The sequence below is a fragment of the Pantoea allii genome, from assembly GCF_002307475.1.
GTDB classification, from domain to species: domain Bacteria; phylum Pseudomonadota; class Gammaproteobacteria; order Enterobacterales; family Enterobacteriaceae; genus Pantoea; species Pantoea allii.
Genome location: NZ_NTMH01000052.1, coordinates 108,666 through 124,030 on the forward strand (window position 1 = coordinate 108,666; position 15,365 = coordinate 124,030).

13 protein-coding genes, 2 tRNA genes and 1 rRNA gene are annotated in these 15,365 nt (G+C 53.6%); 4 read left to right on the forward strand and 12 right to left on the reverse strand.

Going from position 1 to position 15,365, the window contains the following annotated elements; translation table 11 throughout:
- Positions 1-42 precede the first annotated feature (42 nt).
- Positions 43-996, reverse strand: coding sequence for a LysR family transcriptional regulator (locus tag CMR03_RS22740; RefSeq protein ID WP_341865429.1), 954 nt, complete (start codon positions 994-996; stop codon positions 43-45).
- 141 nt (positions 997-1,137) lie between these two features.
- Between CMR03_RS22740 and CMR03_RS22745 the strand changes: the two genes are divergently transcribed.
- On the forward strand, positions 1,138-2,379 hold the full coding sequence (locus CMR03_RS22745; RefSeq protein ID WP_096012724.1) for an MFS transporter: 1,242 nt from the start codon (positions 1,138-1,140) through the stop codon (positions 2,377-2,379).
- A gap of 74 nt (positions 2,380-2,453) precedes the next feature.
- Here CMR03_RS22745 and ilvC read toward each other — a convergent pair whose 3' ends face one another.
- Positions 2,454-3,929 (reverse strand): ketol-acid reductoisomerase, encoded by a 1,476-nt coding sequence (gene ilvC / locus CMR03_RS22750; RefSeq protein WP_063877644.1) that lies wholly within the window; start codon positions 3,927-3,929, stop codon positions 2,454-2,456.
- Positions 3,930-4,090: 161 nt separating this feature from the next.
- Between ilvC and ilvY the strand changes: the two genes are divergently transcribed.
- Entirely contained in the window at positions 4,091-4,972 is an 882-nt protein-coding gene (gene ilvY, locus CMR03_RS22755) for an HTH-type transcriptional activator IlvY (protein WP_063877645.1), read from the forward strand.
- Here the strand turns inward: ilvY and ilvA are convergent, their stop codons facing one another.
- The 6 genes from ilvA to ilvL form a co-directional block, all read right to left on the reverse strand.
- The gene (gene ilvA / locus CMR03_RS22760) at positions 4,973-6,520 is read right to left on the reverse strand and encodes a threonine ammonia-lyase, biosynthetic (protein ID WP_063877646.1); all 1,548 of its coding nucleotides are present in this window, start codon (positions 6,518-6,520) and stop codon (positions 4,973-4,975) included.
- A gap of 1 nt (position 6,521) precedes the next feature.
- Positions 6,522-8,372, reverse strand: a complete 1,851-nt coding sequence (gene ilvD, locus CMR03_RS22765; RefSeq protein WP_096012725.1) for a dihydroxy-acid dehydratase — start codon at positions 8,370-8,372, stop codon at positions 6,522-6,524.
- Between the two features lie 59 nt (positions 8,373-8,431).
- Positions 8,432-9,361, reverse strand: coding sequence for a branched-chain amino acid transaminase (locus CMR03_RS22770; protein ID WP_063877648.1), 930 nt, complete (start codon positions 9,359-9,361; stop codon positions 8,432-8,434).
- Between the two features lie 18 nt (positions 9,362-9,379).
- Positions 9,380-9,637: an acetolactate synthase 2 small subunit gene (gene ilvM, locus CMR03_RS22775; RefSeq protein WP_096012726.1), complete on the reverse strand. Its 258-nt coding sequence runs from the start codon at positions 9,635-9,637 to the stop codon at positions 9,380-9,382.
- Entirely contained in the window at positions 9,634-11,280 is a 1,647-nt protein-coding gene (ilvG, locus tag CMR03_RS22780) for an acetolactate synthase 2 catalytic subunit (RefSeq protein WP_096012727.1), read from the reverse strand. The genes ilvM and ilvG overlap by 4 nt, the downstream gene beginning before the upstream one ends.
- 151 nt (positions 11,281-11,431) lie before the next feature.
- Positions 11,432-11,530, reverse strand: coding sequence for an ilv operon leader peptide (ilvL, locus tag CMR03_RS22785; RefSeq protein WP_071785161.1), 99 nt, complete (start codon positions 11,528-11,530; stop codon positions 11,432-11,434).
- A 329-nt stretch (positions 11,531-11,859) separates the two neighbouring features.
- On the opposite strand from ilvL, the gene CMR03_RS22790 reads away from it, so the two are divergent.
- Entirely contained in the window at positions 11,860-13,380 is a 1,521-nt protein-coding gene (locus CMR03_RS22790; protein ID WP_096012728.1) for a YifB family Mg chelatase-like AAA ATPase, read from the forward strand.
- Between the two features lie 23 nt (positions 13,381-13,403).
- Here the strand turns inward: CMR03_RS22790 and CMR03_RS22795 are convergent, their stop codons facing one another.
- The gene (locus CMR03_RS22795; RefSeq protein WP_063877652.1) at positions 13,404-13,742 is read right to left on the reverse strand and encodes a MaoP family protein; all 339 of its coding nucleotides are present in this window, start codon (positions 13,740-13,742) and stop codon (positions 13,404-13,406) included.
- 121 nt (positions 13,743-13,863) lie between these two features.
- Between CMR03_RS22795 and hdfR the strand changes: the two genes are divergently transcribed.
- Positions 13,864-14,688, forward strand: a complete 825-nt coding sequence (gene hdfR, locus CMR03_RS22800) for an HTH-type transcriptional regulator HdfR (protein ID WP_063877653.1) — start codon at positions 13,864-13,866, stop codon at positions 14,686-14,688.
- A gap of 108 nt (positions 14,689-14,796) precedes the next feature.
- On the opposite strand, the gene CMR03_RS22805 is transcribed toward hdfR, so the two are convergent.
- The 3 genes from CMR03_RS22805 to rrf all read right to left on the reverse strand — a co-directional run bounded on the left by CMR03_RS22805 (position 14,797) and on the right by rrf (position 15,174).
- A tRNA-Trp gene (locus CMR03_RS22805) sits at positions 14,797-14,872 on the reverse strand.
- An 8-nt stretch (positions 14,873-14,880) separates the two neighbouring features.
- A tRNA-Asp gene (locus CMR03_RS22810) sits at positions 14,881-14,957 on the reverse strand.
- Positions 14,958-15,058: 101 nt separating this feature from the next.
- Positions 15,059-15,174, reverse strand: a 5S ribosomal RNA gene (gene rrf / locus CMR03_RS22815).
- Positions 15,175-15,365: the final 191 nt, after the last annotated feature.

A 15,365-nucleotide genomic window follows, 5' to 3' on the forward strand; every position in this document is an offset into this window, starting at 1 on the left:
AACCCGGCGCAGGCCGGGTTTTTTTATGGGTTTCAGGTCACGCTATTTCGCTTTCAGCCAGGCCATAAAATCGTCAATAAACACACGGGTTTTTAGCGGCAGCAGACGGTTAGGTAAGGTGATGGCGTAGGTGGTCATCGAGAGCGTATTTTCAATCCGCCAGTCCGGTAACACGCGACGTAACTGCCCATTGAGCAAATAGCCATTCGCGATAAAGGTGGGGATTAACGCAATGCCCACGCCCTGCAATATCGCATCGATCATGGCATCGCTGTTGTTTATCATCAGCCGGGGCGTAAGCATGACGCTCTCCAGCGTGTCGTTTAACCAGAAACGCCATTCCCCGCGAAACTGTGCGTCGTCTGGGAAGAAAATATTATGCTGTTTGAGCTCGCCCGGCATATCCGGCAGTTTCTGATCATAGTGCTCGGCACACACTAAAACATAATCAACAGGCATTAATGCACGCGCCACCATATTAACAGGTGGTGTGTCCGTTACGCGCAGTGCCAGGTCGTACGACTCGTGTGTCAGGTTAACCAGATGGTCAGTCAGATTTAATTCAATATTGATTTCAGCATAGCGCCGCAGAAAGCCGGGCAGAAAAGGAGTCAGTAAAATTTTCCCAAGCGTTGTGGGCGCAGTAATACGCAGCAATCCTTTAGGCGCGTCACTGTAGCTGTCTGCCTGGGAAAACAGGGATTTAGTTGCGGCGATAACTGATAAAGCCTGGTAATATATTTCTTGTCCCGCCTCGGTCACAGCGAGCGCGCGCGTCGAGCGGGTAAAAAGTAAGACATTTAACCTTTTTTCCAGCCTGTCTATCATACGACTCACTGAAGATGGCGTCATGGACAGCGCTCTTGCAGCCGAAGAAAAACTCCCCCTGTCGACTACCTGAACAAAGACCACCAGCCCTGGGAGAACGTCTGTTAATTCATTTATGTTCTTCACGCACAACTCTTTTGCGCCTGTTACGTCTAGCCAGGCTAGCACTGTAAAGTATGATATTCAATTATTCGATGCCATTACGGCGGCTTCGCCTCTGCGCGACAAAACCGTAGTGATACAAGCAAGTAAGAGCGTGTGCTTCTGGTTCAATGGTATGCGCGAATGCGATCAGGGAGTGCGACAGCGGTGGACAAGTCTGATTTTAGTTTAAAGCGTTTTATATTTTCTCGCTTCACCGGTGCGTTGTGCGATCAGTTTTTATTGTTTGCTGTGCCTTTGGCGATTTTGAAAACCACCGGTTCGCTAACGCTTTCTTCTCTGGCGTTTGTGGTCGAGTGGATTCCCCGCGTCCTGTTTTTCCCTCTCTCAGGTTTTCTGGCCGATCGACTGAAACCGCGCTTTATCTTTTTTAACGTCGATATTGCCCGTATGGCATTGATGATTTTGGCTTTTATGCTTTTAGCGGTTTTTCCAGACTCTACCTTTGCAATCCTGGCCGGTATGATGAGCTTACTGTCTGTCGCTTATGTATTGAGCTTTGTCGCCGCAGATGCGCTGCTGCCGCGGCATGTGTCAGCCGAGGCGCTACCCAAAGCCCATTCCCTGTTACAGGGGATCGATCAGGTTACGATGGTACTTGGTCCGGCGCTGGCGGTCGCTATCTCGGCCTGGGGCGGTATTCGCGGTATTCTTAGTATTGCCGCCGCGCTGTTTTTCCTGTCAGCCATCAACTTTCTTTTTTTGAAAACTCGTGATCCCCACGTAACCGATAAACTGCGGTTACGCACCTTACTGCAATCGAACCGCACAGCGTTAAGGGTGCTCAGAGAAAATAAAATCCTGCTGCATTTATGTGCCCTGACCTGGGTTGTCAATCTGGTTTACGGTTCGGCACTGGTAGTCAGTGCTGCTGTCATCCTTAAAGAATTTCATCTTGCCGACCATTACTTTGGCGCGCTTCAAACCGCCGCCGCGGGGGTGAGTATCGTGATGTTTTTCTTTATTCCACGCTTTTCACACCGTTTTGGTTTATCCGCACTCGGCACCTTTTCGTTTTGTGCGATGATCCTTTCGGGTGCCGTTATGTCACAGTCGATGGATTACGCTATGTATCTGATTGGTTATGCGTTATTGATGGCGTTCGATGGGGCATTCAGCGTTTATCTGCGTACGTTACGCAGCCAGATTATTCCCGAGGCGCATTTGGGGAAAACGCTGGGACTGATCGGCCTCATGAATCTGTGTTCCATACCCGCCAGTGGGGCGTTGGTATCACTGCTGTCCCCACATTTTATGCCGCTGGACATTATCAGCATCATTCTGCTGTTAGCGTTATGCACAGGCGTGATGTTAATTATCGCTGGGCGACAGCGCTTCGGTTACAAAAGCCTGCTGCCGCCTGTGATTGCGGCAGAATCTTCCTGCTAAATGAAAAAGGGCGCAGCCAGATGGCCGCGCCCTTTTCACGTCTAACGTTTTGCTGAAAACGGTGTCGCTCTGATTTAGCCCGCAACCGCGATACGTTTCATATCGGTCATGTAGCCACGCAGTTTGCGGCCAACCTGCTCGATAGGATGCTGACGAACGGCTTCGTTAACATCGCGCAGCTGGGCGTTATCAACCTGAGTGCCTTCGATCGCTTTGCCCAGATCGCCTGGCTGCAGCGTGGTCATGAACTCTTTCAGCAATGGCACCGCCGCGAAGGAGAACAGGTAGTTGCCGTATTCAGCGGTGTCTGAGATTACCACGTTCATTTCGTACAGACGCTTACGCGCAATAGTGTTCGCAATCAGCGGCAGCTCGTGCAGTGATTCGTAGTACGCGGACTCTTCGATGATGCCTGCATCAACCATGGTTTCAAACGCCAGCTCAACGCCCGCTTTTACCATCGCGACCATAACAACACCTTTGTCATAGTACTCCTGCTCTTCGATTTTGCCGTCGAACTGTGGTGCGGTTTCAAACGCGGTTTTGCCGGTCTCTTCGCGCCAGGTCAGCAGTTTCTTATCGTCGTTAGCCCAGTCAGCCATCATGCCGGAAGAGAACTCGCCAGAAATGATGTCATCCATATGTTTCTGGAACAGCGGTGCCATGATGGTTTTCAGCTGTTCAGACAGCGCGTAAGCACGCAGTTTTGCCGGGTTAGACAGACGATCCATCATCAGTGTGATACCACCAAACTTCAGGGATTCGGTGATGGTTTCCCAGCCAAACTGAATCAGTTTTTCGGTGTACGCCGCATCGTGACCTTCTGCCACCAGCTTGTCGAAGCACAGCAGAGAACCGGCCTGCAGCATGCCACACAGGATGGTCTGCTCGCCCATCAGGTCAGATTTAACTTCGGCAACAAAGGACGACTCCAGCACGCCAGCACGATCGCCGCCAGTTGCAGAAGCCCAGGCTTTAGCGATGGCCATGCCCTCGCCTTTAGGATCGTTTTCCGGGTGAACCGCGATCAGCGTAGGGACACCAAAACCGCGTTTGTATTCTTCACGTACTTCGGTGCCCGGACACTTCGGTGCAACCATCACGACGGTGATGTCTTTACGAATCGTTTCGCCCACTTCCACGATGTTGAAACCGTGTGAATAGCCCAGTGCTGCGCCATCTTTCATCAGCGGCTGAACAGCCTGCACGACCGCAGAGTGCTGTTTGTCCGGGGTCAGGTTAACCACCAGATCGGCCTGTGGAATCAGTTCTTCGTAAGTGCCAACTTTAAAACCATTTTCTGTTGCTTTACGGAATGAGGCACGTTTTTCAGCAATGGCTTCTGCACGCAGCGTATAGGACACATCCAGACCCGAATCGCGCATGTTCAGGCCCTGGTTCAGACCCTGAGCACCGCAGCCAACGATGACAATCTTCTTGCCTTTCAGGAAGCTGGCACCGTCCGCGAATTCGTCACGTCCCATAAAACGACACTTGCCCAGTTGCGCCAACTGGTTGCGCAGATTCAATGTGTTGAAGTAATTAGCCATGCGAACTCCGGTTAAATGTTGTGTTTGCTTTTGTTTGATGACGGCATCAGGTTCAGCGCCGCGAATGACCCCATCATATGACAGGATTTCTGTTGCTTAAATTGATATATTAACAACGTTACATTGCAATAATTGCAATGTCGTCCTGAGGTGAGACTCACATGGATCTACGCGATCTCAAATTGTTTCTTCATTTGGCAGAAAGCTGCCATTTTGGCCGCACCGCACGCGCTATGCATGTCAGTCCTTCCACGCTGTCGCGTCAGATCCAACGGCTGGAAGAAGATGTCGGCCACGCCTTGTTTCTGCGCGATAACCGCACCGTGGCGCTCACCGAAGCGGGCGAAAGACTCAAACTGTTTGCACAACAAACCTTACTGCAGTATCAGCAATTGCGCCATGCCATGGATCTCAACGGCCCCTCACTCAGTGGTGAACTACGGCTGTTTTGCTCGGTGACTGCTGCATACAGCCATCTTCCGCCTATTCTGGACCGCTTTCGCGCCGAACATCCGCAGGTTGAAATCAAACTGACCACCGGGGATGCGGCGGATGCGATTGAAACAGTGCAGTCTGGCAATGCGGATCTGGCTATCGCAGGCCGCCCTGAATCGCTGCCTGCCAGCATAGACTTCACCACGCTGGGACTGCTTCCGCTGGGCCTGATTGCGCCTGCACTGCCGTGCCCGGTGCGCACTCAGGCAACAGAAGCCGCACCTGACTGGTCACAGATTCCGTTTATTCTGCCCGAGCAGGGGCCCGTTCGTCGGGCTATTGATCTGTGGTTCCGCCGTCACCGCATCGTCAACCCGCTGATTTACGCTACGGTAGCGGGCCATGAAGCGATCGTTTCGATGGTGGCGCTCGGTTGTGGCATTGCCTTGCTGCCGGATGTGGTGCTGGAGAACAGCCCTGAGCCGGTACGAAACCGGGTGCTGCCCCTGGAAAATGTGGAGTCGGTCGCGCCGCTGGAACTGGGCGTTTGTGTACAAAAAAAGCGGCTCGGTGAGCCGCTGATTAATGCGTTCTGGCATCTGCTGTAATTACTGACCCGCCAGAAAAAAACGAAAAGCCGGGTTATGGGTTTCGTCATGGAAATCATAACCCAGGTCGGTAAGATGCTCTTCAAAACGCGGCTCATCGTTACCCAGCTCAAATGCCGTGAGCACCCGGCCATAATCGGTTCCGTGGCTACGGTAATGAAACAACGAGATATTCCAGTGCGTACCCAGCGTTTGCAGAAATTTGAGTAATGCGCCGGGCGCTTCCGGGAATTCAAAGCTGAACAAACGCTCACGCAGCGGCTTGGAAGGACGCCCACCGACCATGTAACGCACATGCAGCTTTGCCATTTCATCATCAGAGAGATCAACCACCTGATAACCGTTTTCCGTTAACTGGCTGATGATCTCAGCGCGTTCTTCCATTCCACGAGTCAGGCGCACGCCAACGAAAATGCAGGCCTTATCGGTATCGGCATAGCGGTAGTTGAACTCAGTAATAGAGCGACCGCCCAGTGTCTGACAGAACTTCAGGAAGCTGCCCTGTTGTTCCGGGATGGTGACGGCCAGAAGTGCTTCGCGCTGTTCTCCCAGTTCGCAGCGTTCAGATACGTAGCGCAAGCCGTGGAAGTTGACGTTAGCACCTGACAAGACGTGCGCCAGACGCTCGCCTTTGATGTCATGCTGCTGAACATATTTCTTCATGCCCGCCAGCGCCAGCGCGCCTGAAGGCTCTGCCACGGCGCGCACATCTTCAAACAGGTCTTTCATTGCCGCGCAGATAGCATCGCTGTCCACGGTGACGATATCGTCAAGGTATTCCTGGCACAGACGGAAGGTTTCATCACCGATGCGTTTTACCGCCACGCCTTCGGCAAATAATCCCACGCGCGGTAAGTCTACCGGCTCACCGGCATCCAGCGCCGCCTTCAGGCAGGCTGAATCTTCGGACTCTACGGCAATCACTTTAATTTGCGGCATCAGCTGCTTGATGAGGACCGCCACGCCGGCCGCCAGACCGCCACCGCCCACCGGGACAAAGACCCGATCAAGATGAGCGTCCTGCTGCAGCAGCTCCATCGCCAGCGTGCCCTGCCCGGCAATAACCGCCGGATGATCAAAGGGTGGTACAAAGGTGTAACCCTGTTGCGACGCTAATTCGATGGCTTTGGCTTTTGCTTCGTCAAAGTTGGCACCAAACAGGAAGGCTTCTCCACCAAATGCGCGTACGGCATCCACCTTAATGTCGGCGGTAGCCAGCGGCATCACGATCAGTGACTTAATCCCTAGCTTCGTGGCAGATAACGCTACGCCCTGAGCATGGTTACCGGCAGACGCGGTGACGACACCGCGGGCTTTCTGCTCTTCATTAAGTCCGGCGATCATCGCGTAAGCACCGCGCACTTTAAAACTGTGCACCGGCTGGCGATCTTCTCGCTTTACCAGAATGGTGTTGCCCAGGCGCGCAGAGATTTTTTCCATCTTCTGCAGCGGCGTAACCAGAGCCACTTCGTAGACCGGTGAACGCAATACAGCGCGCAAATACTCGGCGCCGCAGGGCGCCTCGGGTAGCGGTTGAGCCTCAGCCATTTTAGCCTCCCAGCTTACTCTTATCGCGCACTGCACCTTTGTCGGCACTGGTGGCGAGCGATGCATAGGCACGCAGTGCAAACGACACTTCACGCTGACGATTCACCGGCGTGTAAGCGTCGTCGCCACGAGCCTGCTGTTCTTCACGGCGCGCGTGCAGTTCATTATCCGGCACGGCCAATTTGATACCGCGGTTCGGGATATCGATTTCAATCGTATCGCCATCTTTGACCAGAGCGATGGTGCCGCCGTTCGCGGCCTCCGGTGAGGCGTGGCCAATTGACAGGCCGGACGTACCGCCTGAGAAGCGACCGTCGGTGATCAGCGCACAGCTTTTACCCAGCCCCATTGATTTCAGGTAGGTCGTGGGATACAACATTTCCTGCATGCCCGGTCCGCCTTTAGGCCCTTCGTAGCGAATCACCACAACGTCACCCGCAACCACTTTGCCGCCGAGAATAGCTTCGACTGCATCATCCTGGCTCTCATACACTTTGGCCGGGCCGCTGAAGGTCAGAATCTCTTTGTCTACGCCCGCTGTTTTCACGATACAGCCATCTTCGGCGATGTTGCCGTACAGCACAGCCAGACCGCCGTCCTGCGAGTACGCGTTTTCGCGCGTACGGATACAGCCTTCAGCACGGTCATCATCCAGCGTGTCCCAACGGCAATTCTGTGAGAACGCCTGTGTGGTGCGAATACCGGCCGGGCCCGCGCGGAACATGTCCTTCACTGCCTGATCCTGGGTCAGCATGATGTCGTACTGATCGATCGTTTCACGCATGCTTTGCTGCAGGATGTTGCGTGCGCTGGTGTCGATAAGTCCGGCACGATCCAACTCGCCGAGAATACCGATCACGCCACCGGCACGGTGCACATCTTCCATGTGATATTTCGGAGTACTGGGTGCGACTTTGCACAGCTGAGGCACTTTGCGCGACAGGCGATCGATATCAGAGATATTGAAGTCGATCTCGCCTTCCTGCGCGGCAGCCAGCAAGTGCAACACTGTGTTGGTGGAGCCGCCCATGGCGATATCCAGCGTCATGGCGTTTTCAAACGCGGCCTTGTTAGCGATGTTACGCGGCAGCATGTTGGCATCGTCCTGCTCGTAATAGCGTTTAGTCAGGCTAACGATGCGCTTACCGGCGTTGATAAACAGCTTTTTACGGTCGGCGTGGGTGGCCAGCAGAGAACCGTTACCCGGTTGAGACAGGCCCAGCGCTTCAGTCAGGCAGTTCATGGAGTTCGCAGTGAACATGCCCGAACAGGAACCGCAGGTCGGACAGGCGGAACGTTCGATCTGCTCGCTGTCGGCATCGCTGACGTTCGGGTTGGCGCCCTGAATCATCGCATCAACCAGATCTAACTTGATGATCTGATCGGACAGCTTGGTCTTACCGGCTTCCATCGGGCCACCGGACACAAAGATAACCGGAATGTTCAGGCGCAGTGACGCCATCAACATGCCTGGGGTGATTTTGTCGCAGTTTGAGATGCAGACCATGGCATCGGCACAGTGTGCATTCACCATGTACTCGACGGAGTCAGCAATCAGTTCCCGGGAAGGCAGAGAATACAGCATGCCGCCATGGCCCATGGCAATACCGTCATCCACCGCGATCGTATTGAACTCTTTGGCCACGCCACCAGCCGCTTCGATTTGCTCGGCAACCAGCTTACCCAGATCACGCAGGTGAACGTGGCCCGGTACAAACTGGGTGAAGGAGTTCACGACGGCGATAATCGGTTTGCCGAAATCATCGTCGGTCATTCCTGTTGCGCGCCAGAGGGCACGGGCACCGGCCATGTTGCGGCCGTGGGTGGTGGTAGCGGAACGGTACTTAGGCATGCTCTTTACTCCAGTGAAAATAAGTTCGCGGACATCCAGCGACATCCGCGCAGGTCTGGTTATGCGTTAACCGGGTCCAGCCAGCCCCATTTGTCTTCAGTCTCGCCGGTGAACAGGCCGAAGAAGGCCTGCTGAACGCGTTTGGTCACCGGTCCACATTTGCCTGCACCGACCTGAATACGATCCACGCTGCGTACTGGGGTGATTTCTGCTGCGGTGCCGGACATAAAGACTTCGTCGGCCAGGTAGAGCGATTCACGAGACAGTGCCTGTTCACGCACTTCGATGCCCATATCCCGCGCCAGCGTAATGATGGCATCGCGGGTGATGCCCGGCAGTGCAGATGAGGTAAACGGCGGGGTGAACAGCACACCGTCTTTCACTTCGAACAGGTTTTCGCCTGCCCCTTCTGAGATCAGGCCATTGGTATCCAGCGCGATCCCTTCCTGGTAGCCATGGCGACGTGCTTCGCTGCCCACTAACAGTGAGGAAAGGTAGTTGCCGCCTGCTTTCGCCGCGGTTGGCAGCGTGTTTGGCGCAACACGGTTCCATGAGGAAACCATGGCGTCGATGCCGTTTTCCAGCGCTTCAGCACCCAGATAAGCGCCCCACGGGAAGGCCGCAATGATCACGTCGGTCGTAAAGCCATCCGGCGGGTTCACGCCCAGTCCCACATCACCGACGAAAGCCAGCGGACGGATATAGGCGCTTTTCAGGTTGTTGACGCGAATGACTTCACGGCAGGCTTCCATCAGTTCATCAACGCTGTGTTTGATTGGGAAACGGTAGATTTTGGCGGAATCGTGCAGGCGCTGCATGTGCTCGCGGTGACGGAATACAACCGGCCCTTTATGGGAGTCATAGCAGCGAACGCCTTCAAATACCGATGTGCCGTAGTGCAACGCGTGAGACATCACGCTGACTTTTGCCTCTTCCCACTTAACCATTTCGCCGTTGAACCAAATAAAGTCTGCTTTCTTCGTGCTCATTATTATTTCCTATAGCGACTACGCGCGTATTTGTTGTGATGTCTGTTGTTGAATCTGGACGCAGGCGACATCCATCAGTTTTCTTAGCTGGGAAGACAGTAAATCGACAGAGCGCTGGCTGGCAACGGTCATTTCGATATTAATGTTTTCAGTGTTAGCGACAGTGGTCATGTTCATGGAACACACCTGAAAGCCACGATGGCGTACAACACGTAAAATACGTTCCAATATTTCAGGTCGAAAGCGCGCTTCGATAGACAATTGATGCTGGTTCATACGGTTTTCTCCATCATGTTGGCGTTGCTGGCACCAGGCGGTACCAATGGCCAGACGTTTTCATGCTCATCGATTGAAACATGCAGGAAGTAAGGGCCTTCACTGCTCAGCAGAGCATCGAGCGCGGCGTCGACCTGATCTTTACGGGTGATGCGCTGGCCGGGGATATCAAACGCGCTGGCCAGGGTAAGAAAGTCGGGGTTATCGGTCAGGATGGTTTCGCTGTAGCGGCCATCAAAAAACAGCTGCTGCCACTGGCGGACCATACCCAGGCGTTGGTTATCCAGCAGCAAGATTTTTACCGGCAGCTTACCGCGTTTGATCGTGCCCAGCTCCTGGATGTTCATCATGATTGAGCCATCGCCCGAGACGCAGATCACCGTATCGTTGGGACGCGCAACCTGCGCACCGATCGCCGCGGGCAGGCCAAAGCCCATGGTGCCTAATCCGCTGGAGGTGATGAAATCTTCAGGCGCGTCACAGGAAATATGCTGGGCCGCCCACATCTGGTGCTGACCGACGTCGGTCGTGATCACGGTGTTGGCAGGCTTGCGGTAGGACAGTTGTTTCAATAACAACGGCGCATAGATCGCTTCGCCGGGATGATCGTAGCGCCATGCATGCTGTGACTTCAGTGCGGTCACTTCGTCACGCCATGCCTGAATCTCTAAAGGCTGGCTCAGGGCGGGCAGAACGTGGTTAAGATCGCCTTGCAGCGAGACATGCGCACGGCGCAGCTTGTTCAGTTCTGCCGGGTCGACATCAAGGTGAATCACGCTTGCCAGTGGTGCAAAGGTGTCCAGCTTGCCTGTTACACGATCATCAAAACGTGCGCCAACCGCAATTAACAGATCACAAGATTGTACGGCCAGATTCGCAGCCTTGGTGCCGTGCATGCCCAGCATACCCAGATATAAATCGCTGTCTGCATCAATACTTCCCAGCCCTTTCAGCGTGGCGACCGCGGGTATGCCGGTTTCCTGCGCCAGGGCGCGCAGTGCCGGTACCGCCTGCGCCATTCCCACGCCGCCGCCCACGTATAACATCGGCTTTTTGGCCTGAACCATCATCGCCCGTGCTTCCACTATCGCCTGATGCGGCATCGACATAACTTCCTCGACCGGCATCAACTGCGGTGAAGGCTCGCCTTTTGCCATCTGGATATCTTTTGGAATATCCACTAAAACCGGGCCGGGGCGACCGGACTGAGCGATAGCAAAGGCTTCAGCCATGACGGAAGGCAACTCGTCCAGCGACTCAACCATAAAACTGTGTTTCGTGCAGGCTAATGACAGGCCAAGAACATCGATTTCCTGAAAGGCATCTGTACCGATAAACGCGGAAGAGACCTGACCGGTTAGCGCGACAACCGGAACGGAGTCCATCATGGCGTCGGCAAGCCCGGTGATCAGATTCGTCGCGCCGGGACCGGATGTTGCAATGCAAACGCCCGTTTTGCCGGTTGAACGGGCATAGCCGATAGCGGCCATGACGGCGCCCTGCTCATGACGGCACAACAGGTGTTCCACGCCGCCGTCGTATAGCGCATCGTATACTGGCATGATTGCACCGCCAGGATAACCAAATACGATATCAACGCCCTGTGCGCGTAAAGCCTGAACTACCCATTGTGCACCTGTCATCGCTATTCTCCTGTGTCCTTAGGGGAACAACAGAATTTTATGCTACTGTTCATTGTTTGTTCCTTGCAGATTTACTAAGTTTTTGCCAGGCCAAAAAAAAAACCCCCGGACCTTTCGGTGCGGGGGGTTTTTTAGAGTTCTGGCTTGATTTTTAAGCCTTTCTTGCTCCAAGTGTTGCCCCGCACAGTGGGTTAATAATCACCACCACGCTAATCACGACAAGGCTAATCACTAGTAGAAGGGCTTTCATAACGTATTCGATTCTTTCACTCGTTCGAAGTAATGCCTACAGAGTTATCATAGTTAGCAGGCTAAATACAACATTTTTTATCAGGTTTTTTATTCCGTCAGGCTGCGCTCTTGCGTTATCAATTTGTTATTAAAAGAGTATTTCATCAGGTGCTGCTGCTGACAAAAAATGACGCTGATCGCATCCTCGTCGTTTCACATCACGCTTCTGCAAAATAAGAAATCCAATGTATGACGAAGGAAAAGTTTGCGGGGCAAGATACATTTCGCTGTTTTACCCTTCGCCGTACCTGAATCCCGCAGGCAGAATTGCCGTATTTGGGAGCGGCGATGTCATTATCAAAGGTGCTGACGCGGGCAGCCATCGGTGTTGAAGCACCGCTGGTTACGATTGAAGTGCATATCAGTAACGGGTTGCCTGCACTGACACTGGTGGGTTTACCCGAAACCACCGTCAAAGAAGCGCGTGAGCGCGTTCGTAGCGCCATCATAAACAGCGGTTTTGACTTCCCTGCCCGGCGCATCACCATCAACTTAGGCCCGGCAGATTTACCTAAAGAAGGCGGTCGTTATGATTTGCCCATGGCTATCGCCATTCTGGTGGCCTCTGAACAGCTTCCTGCGGACAAGCTCGACCAGCACGAGTTTCTGGGTGAACTGGCCCTTAACGGTGCCCTGTGCGGCGTTCAGGGTGCCATTCCGGCGGCGTTGGCGGCGATTGAGGGCAACCGACAACTCATCCTTTCGGCAGAAAACCAGGCTGATGCGGGTTTGATCCGCAAAGGTGCGACCTTAGTCGCTGCGCACTTGATCGAAGTCTGTGCCTTTTTACACGGTAAGTGTGAGTTAGCTGTTGCAGCCGCCCATACGGAACACGATGAAATCATCACAGACGATCTCCGCGATATTGTGGGTCAGGAACAGGGTCGGCGCGCCCTGGAAATTACCGCCGCAGGGGGACATAACCTGATGCTGATTGGGCCGCCAGGAACAGGCAAAACCATGCTCGCCACGCGCTTACCCGGCATCATGCCGCCGTTAAGCGATCAGGAAGCCTTAGAGTGCGCAGCCATTGCCAGCCTGAGCAATGCCGGACCGTGGCATCAGCAATGGCGTAAGCGGCCTTTCAGAGCGCCACATCATAGTGCTTCACTGTATGCTCTCATCGGTGGCGGTGCGTTACCCCGTCCAGGGGAGATCTCGCTGGCTCATAACGGCGTGCTGTTTCTGGATGAATTGCCTGAATTCCAGCGCAGCGTTCTGGATGCATTACGTGAACCCATTGAGTCCGGTGAGGTGGCGATTTCACGGGCCAGGGCAAAAGTTGTTTATCCCGCACGCTTTCAGTTAATCGCCGCGATGAATCCCAGTCCAACCGGGCACTATCAAGGCCAGCATAACCGTACGTCGCCGCAGCAGATTCTGCGCTATCTCGGCAAGCTTTCAGGTCCTTTCCTCGACCGCTTTGATCTGTCCCTGGAAGTGCCCTTGCTTCCTGCCGGAATGCTGAGTCAGCAACGTCATGCCGGGGAAAGCTCTGCGGAGGTGCGTGAACGGGTACTCGCCGCACGTCAGATACAAATGGCGCGCTCAGGAAAGATCAACGCCCAGTTGGCGAATTCGGATGTACTACAGTGGTGTGAGATTACGCCGCCGGATGCTAAATGGCTTGAGTCGGTTTTAAATCAGTTGGGCTTATCGGTACGGGCGTGGCAACGTATTCTGAAAGTGGCTCGGACAGTGGCCGATTTAGCGGGTGAAGAGACGATTACGCGTCACCATCTTCAGGAAGCCGTCAGTTATCGTAGCATTGACCGGCTGATGATCTATCTTCATAAAAGCATGCAGTAAAAAGGGGCTTTCGCCCCTTCTCATCAATCGTCGCTTTCGGTGTAGTCTTCAACGGTGTCCATCTGTGGCTTACCGCCTGACAGCGTGTGAAAACGCTTAGGACGCTTGATACGTGTCATGTATTTGGACCATACACGTTCTGCTTCCGTTTGCGGCTCACGCACGCCACGACAAACCTCAATGAACAAACGTTCTTCTTCTGTCGTCGGCTCGCGTTTAGCAAGATCCAACTCATTAAAAGCAACACCGTGGCGTTCAAGTAGCTGTGCTTCTTTAATCGTAAAGTCCCCATGACGCGAAAAACCGCGTGGGTAATGTTTGTTATCAAAGAAACGATTTTCCGTTGAGAAGCTTTCCGCCATGTTACACGCTCCTGTTTCTCTTATGGCCGTGCGATTTATGGCGCGGAGTATTAGATAGGCTTGACAGAGTGTAAAACAAAACATTTAAATCTATACGACAAACAAATTTTGGGAGAACGATGTGGATACGGAATTACTGAAAACTTTCCTGGAAGTGAGCAGAACTCGCCATTTCGGGCGCGCTGCAGAAGCACTTTACTTAACGCAGTCTGCTGTCAGTTTTCGCATCCGCCAGTTAGAAAACCAGCTAGGGGTTAATCTTTTTACCCGACATCGCAACAATATACGTCTGACTTCTGCAGGAGAGCGCCTGCTGCCCTATGCCGAAAGTCTGATGAATACATGGCTGATGGCCAAGAAAGAAGTGTCACATACGCAGCAGCACCATGAGCTGTCCATCGGTGCCAGTGCCTCGCTATGGGAGGCCTACTTAACACCCTGGCTTAAGACGCTCTATGAGAACCGTGAGAGCCTGCATCTGGAAGCGCGTGTGGCACAGCGTCATTTGTTGGTTAAGCAGCTACACGAGCGTCAGCTGGACTTATTGATTACGACTGAAGCACCGAAGATGGATGAATTAACCAGCCAGCAGATCGGTCATATTTCACTGGCGCTTTTTCGCTCACGGCAGACAGAAAAGCGTGAGAAATATGACTACATTAAAGTGGAATGGGGAGCCGACTTCCATCAGCATCAAAGCTATCTCTCCGGCGGAGATGATGTACCGGTGTTAACAACGACATCAGCGCAGGTTACGCGGGAATTGTTGCATACCACGGGAGCCTGCGCGTTTCTGCCCGATTTCTGGCAAAGCCTGTACAGCGATCTGATGGTGATGCCCGATACTTCTGTCGCAGTGCGACCCCTTTATGCGGTGTGGCTACAAAACAGCGATCAGCAAACGTACATTCGTCAGTTGCTAAAGTTTCCTGTCGTGCCGAACTAAAGGTATGAGGGAAAGAGGATTAAGCCAGTTTCTGCTGGCTGATTTTCTTTTTTAGTTTTCTTCAGGCAAAAAAAAATCCTTTGCCGAAGCAAAGGATTTTTCTCTTTCTGGCAGGGGCGGAGGGACTCGAACCCCCAACACCCGGTTTTGGAGACCGGTGCTCTACCAATTGAACTACGCCCCTAAAAAGGGTGGCGGAACGGACGGGGCTCGAACCCGCGACCCCCTGCGTGACAGGCAGGTATTCTAACCAACTGAACTACCGCTCCACCGATTCTGTACTGACGTCAGAAAAACGTTCTGATATCAGGTGTTTCGCCCTTCCGCGTCACCGGTAAGGTCACGACCAGCGTACTGGTCTTAATTTGATGCCTGGCAGTTCCCTACTCTCGCATGGGGAGACCCCACACTACCATCGGCGCTACGGCGTTTCACTTCTGAGTTCGGCATGGGGTCAGGTGGGACCACCGCGCTACAGCCGCCAGGCAAATTCTTTGTGCTCTGTCCTGTGTCTTTTACGCTGCTGCTGCGTTGGCTGTGCGCGCGCTGCTCAGTCACATACTTCAGTATGCTCCTTCACATCGTCTTACACGCCGCCTTGCTTCAGCGCAAAATCCTTCGGACTCTCGTCCGCAGAACAGAACTAAATGCTTTTCCGGTAAACAATGCTGAAAATT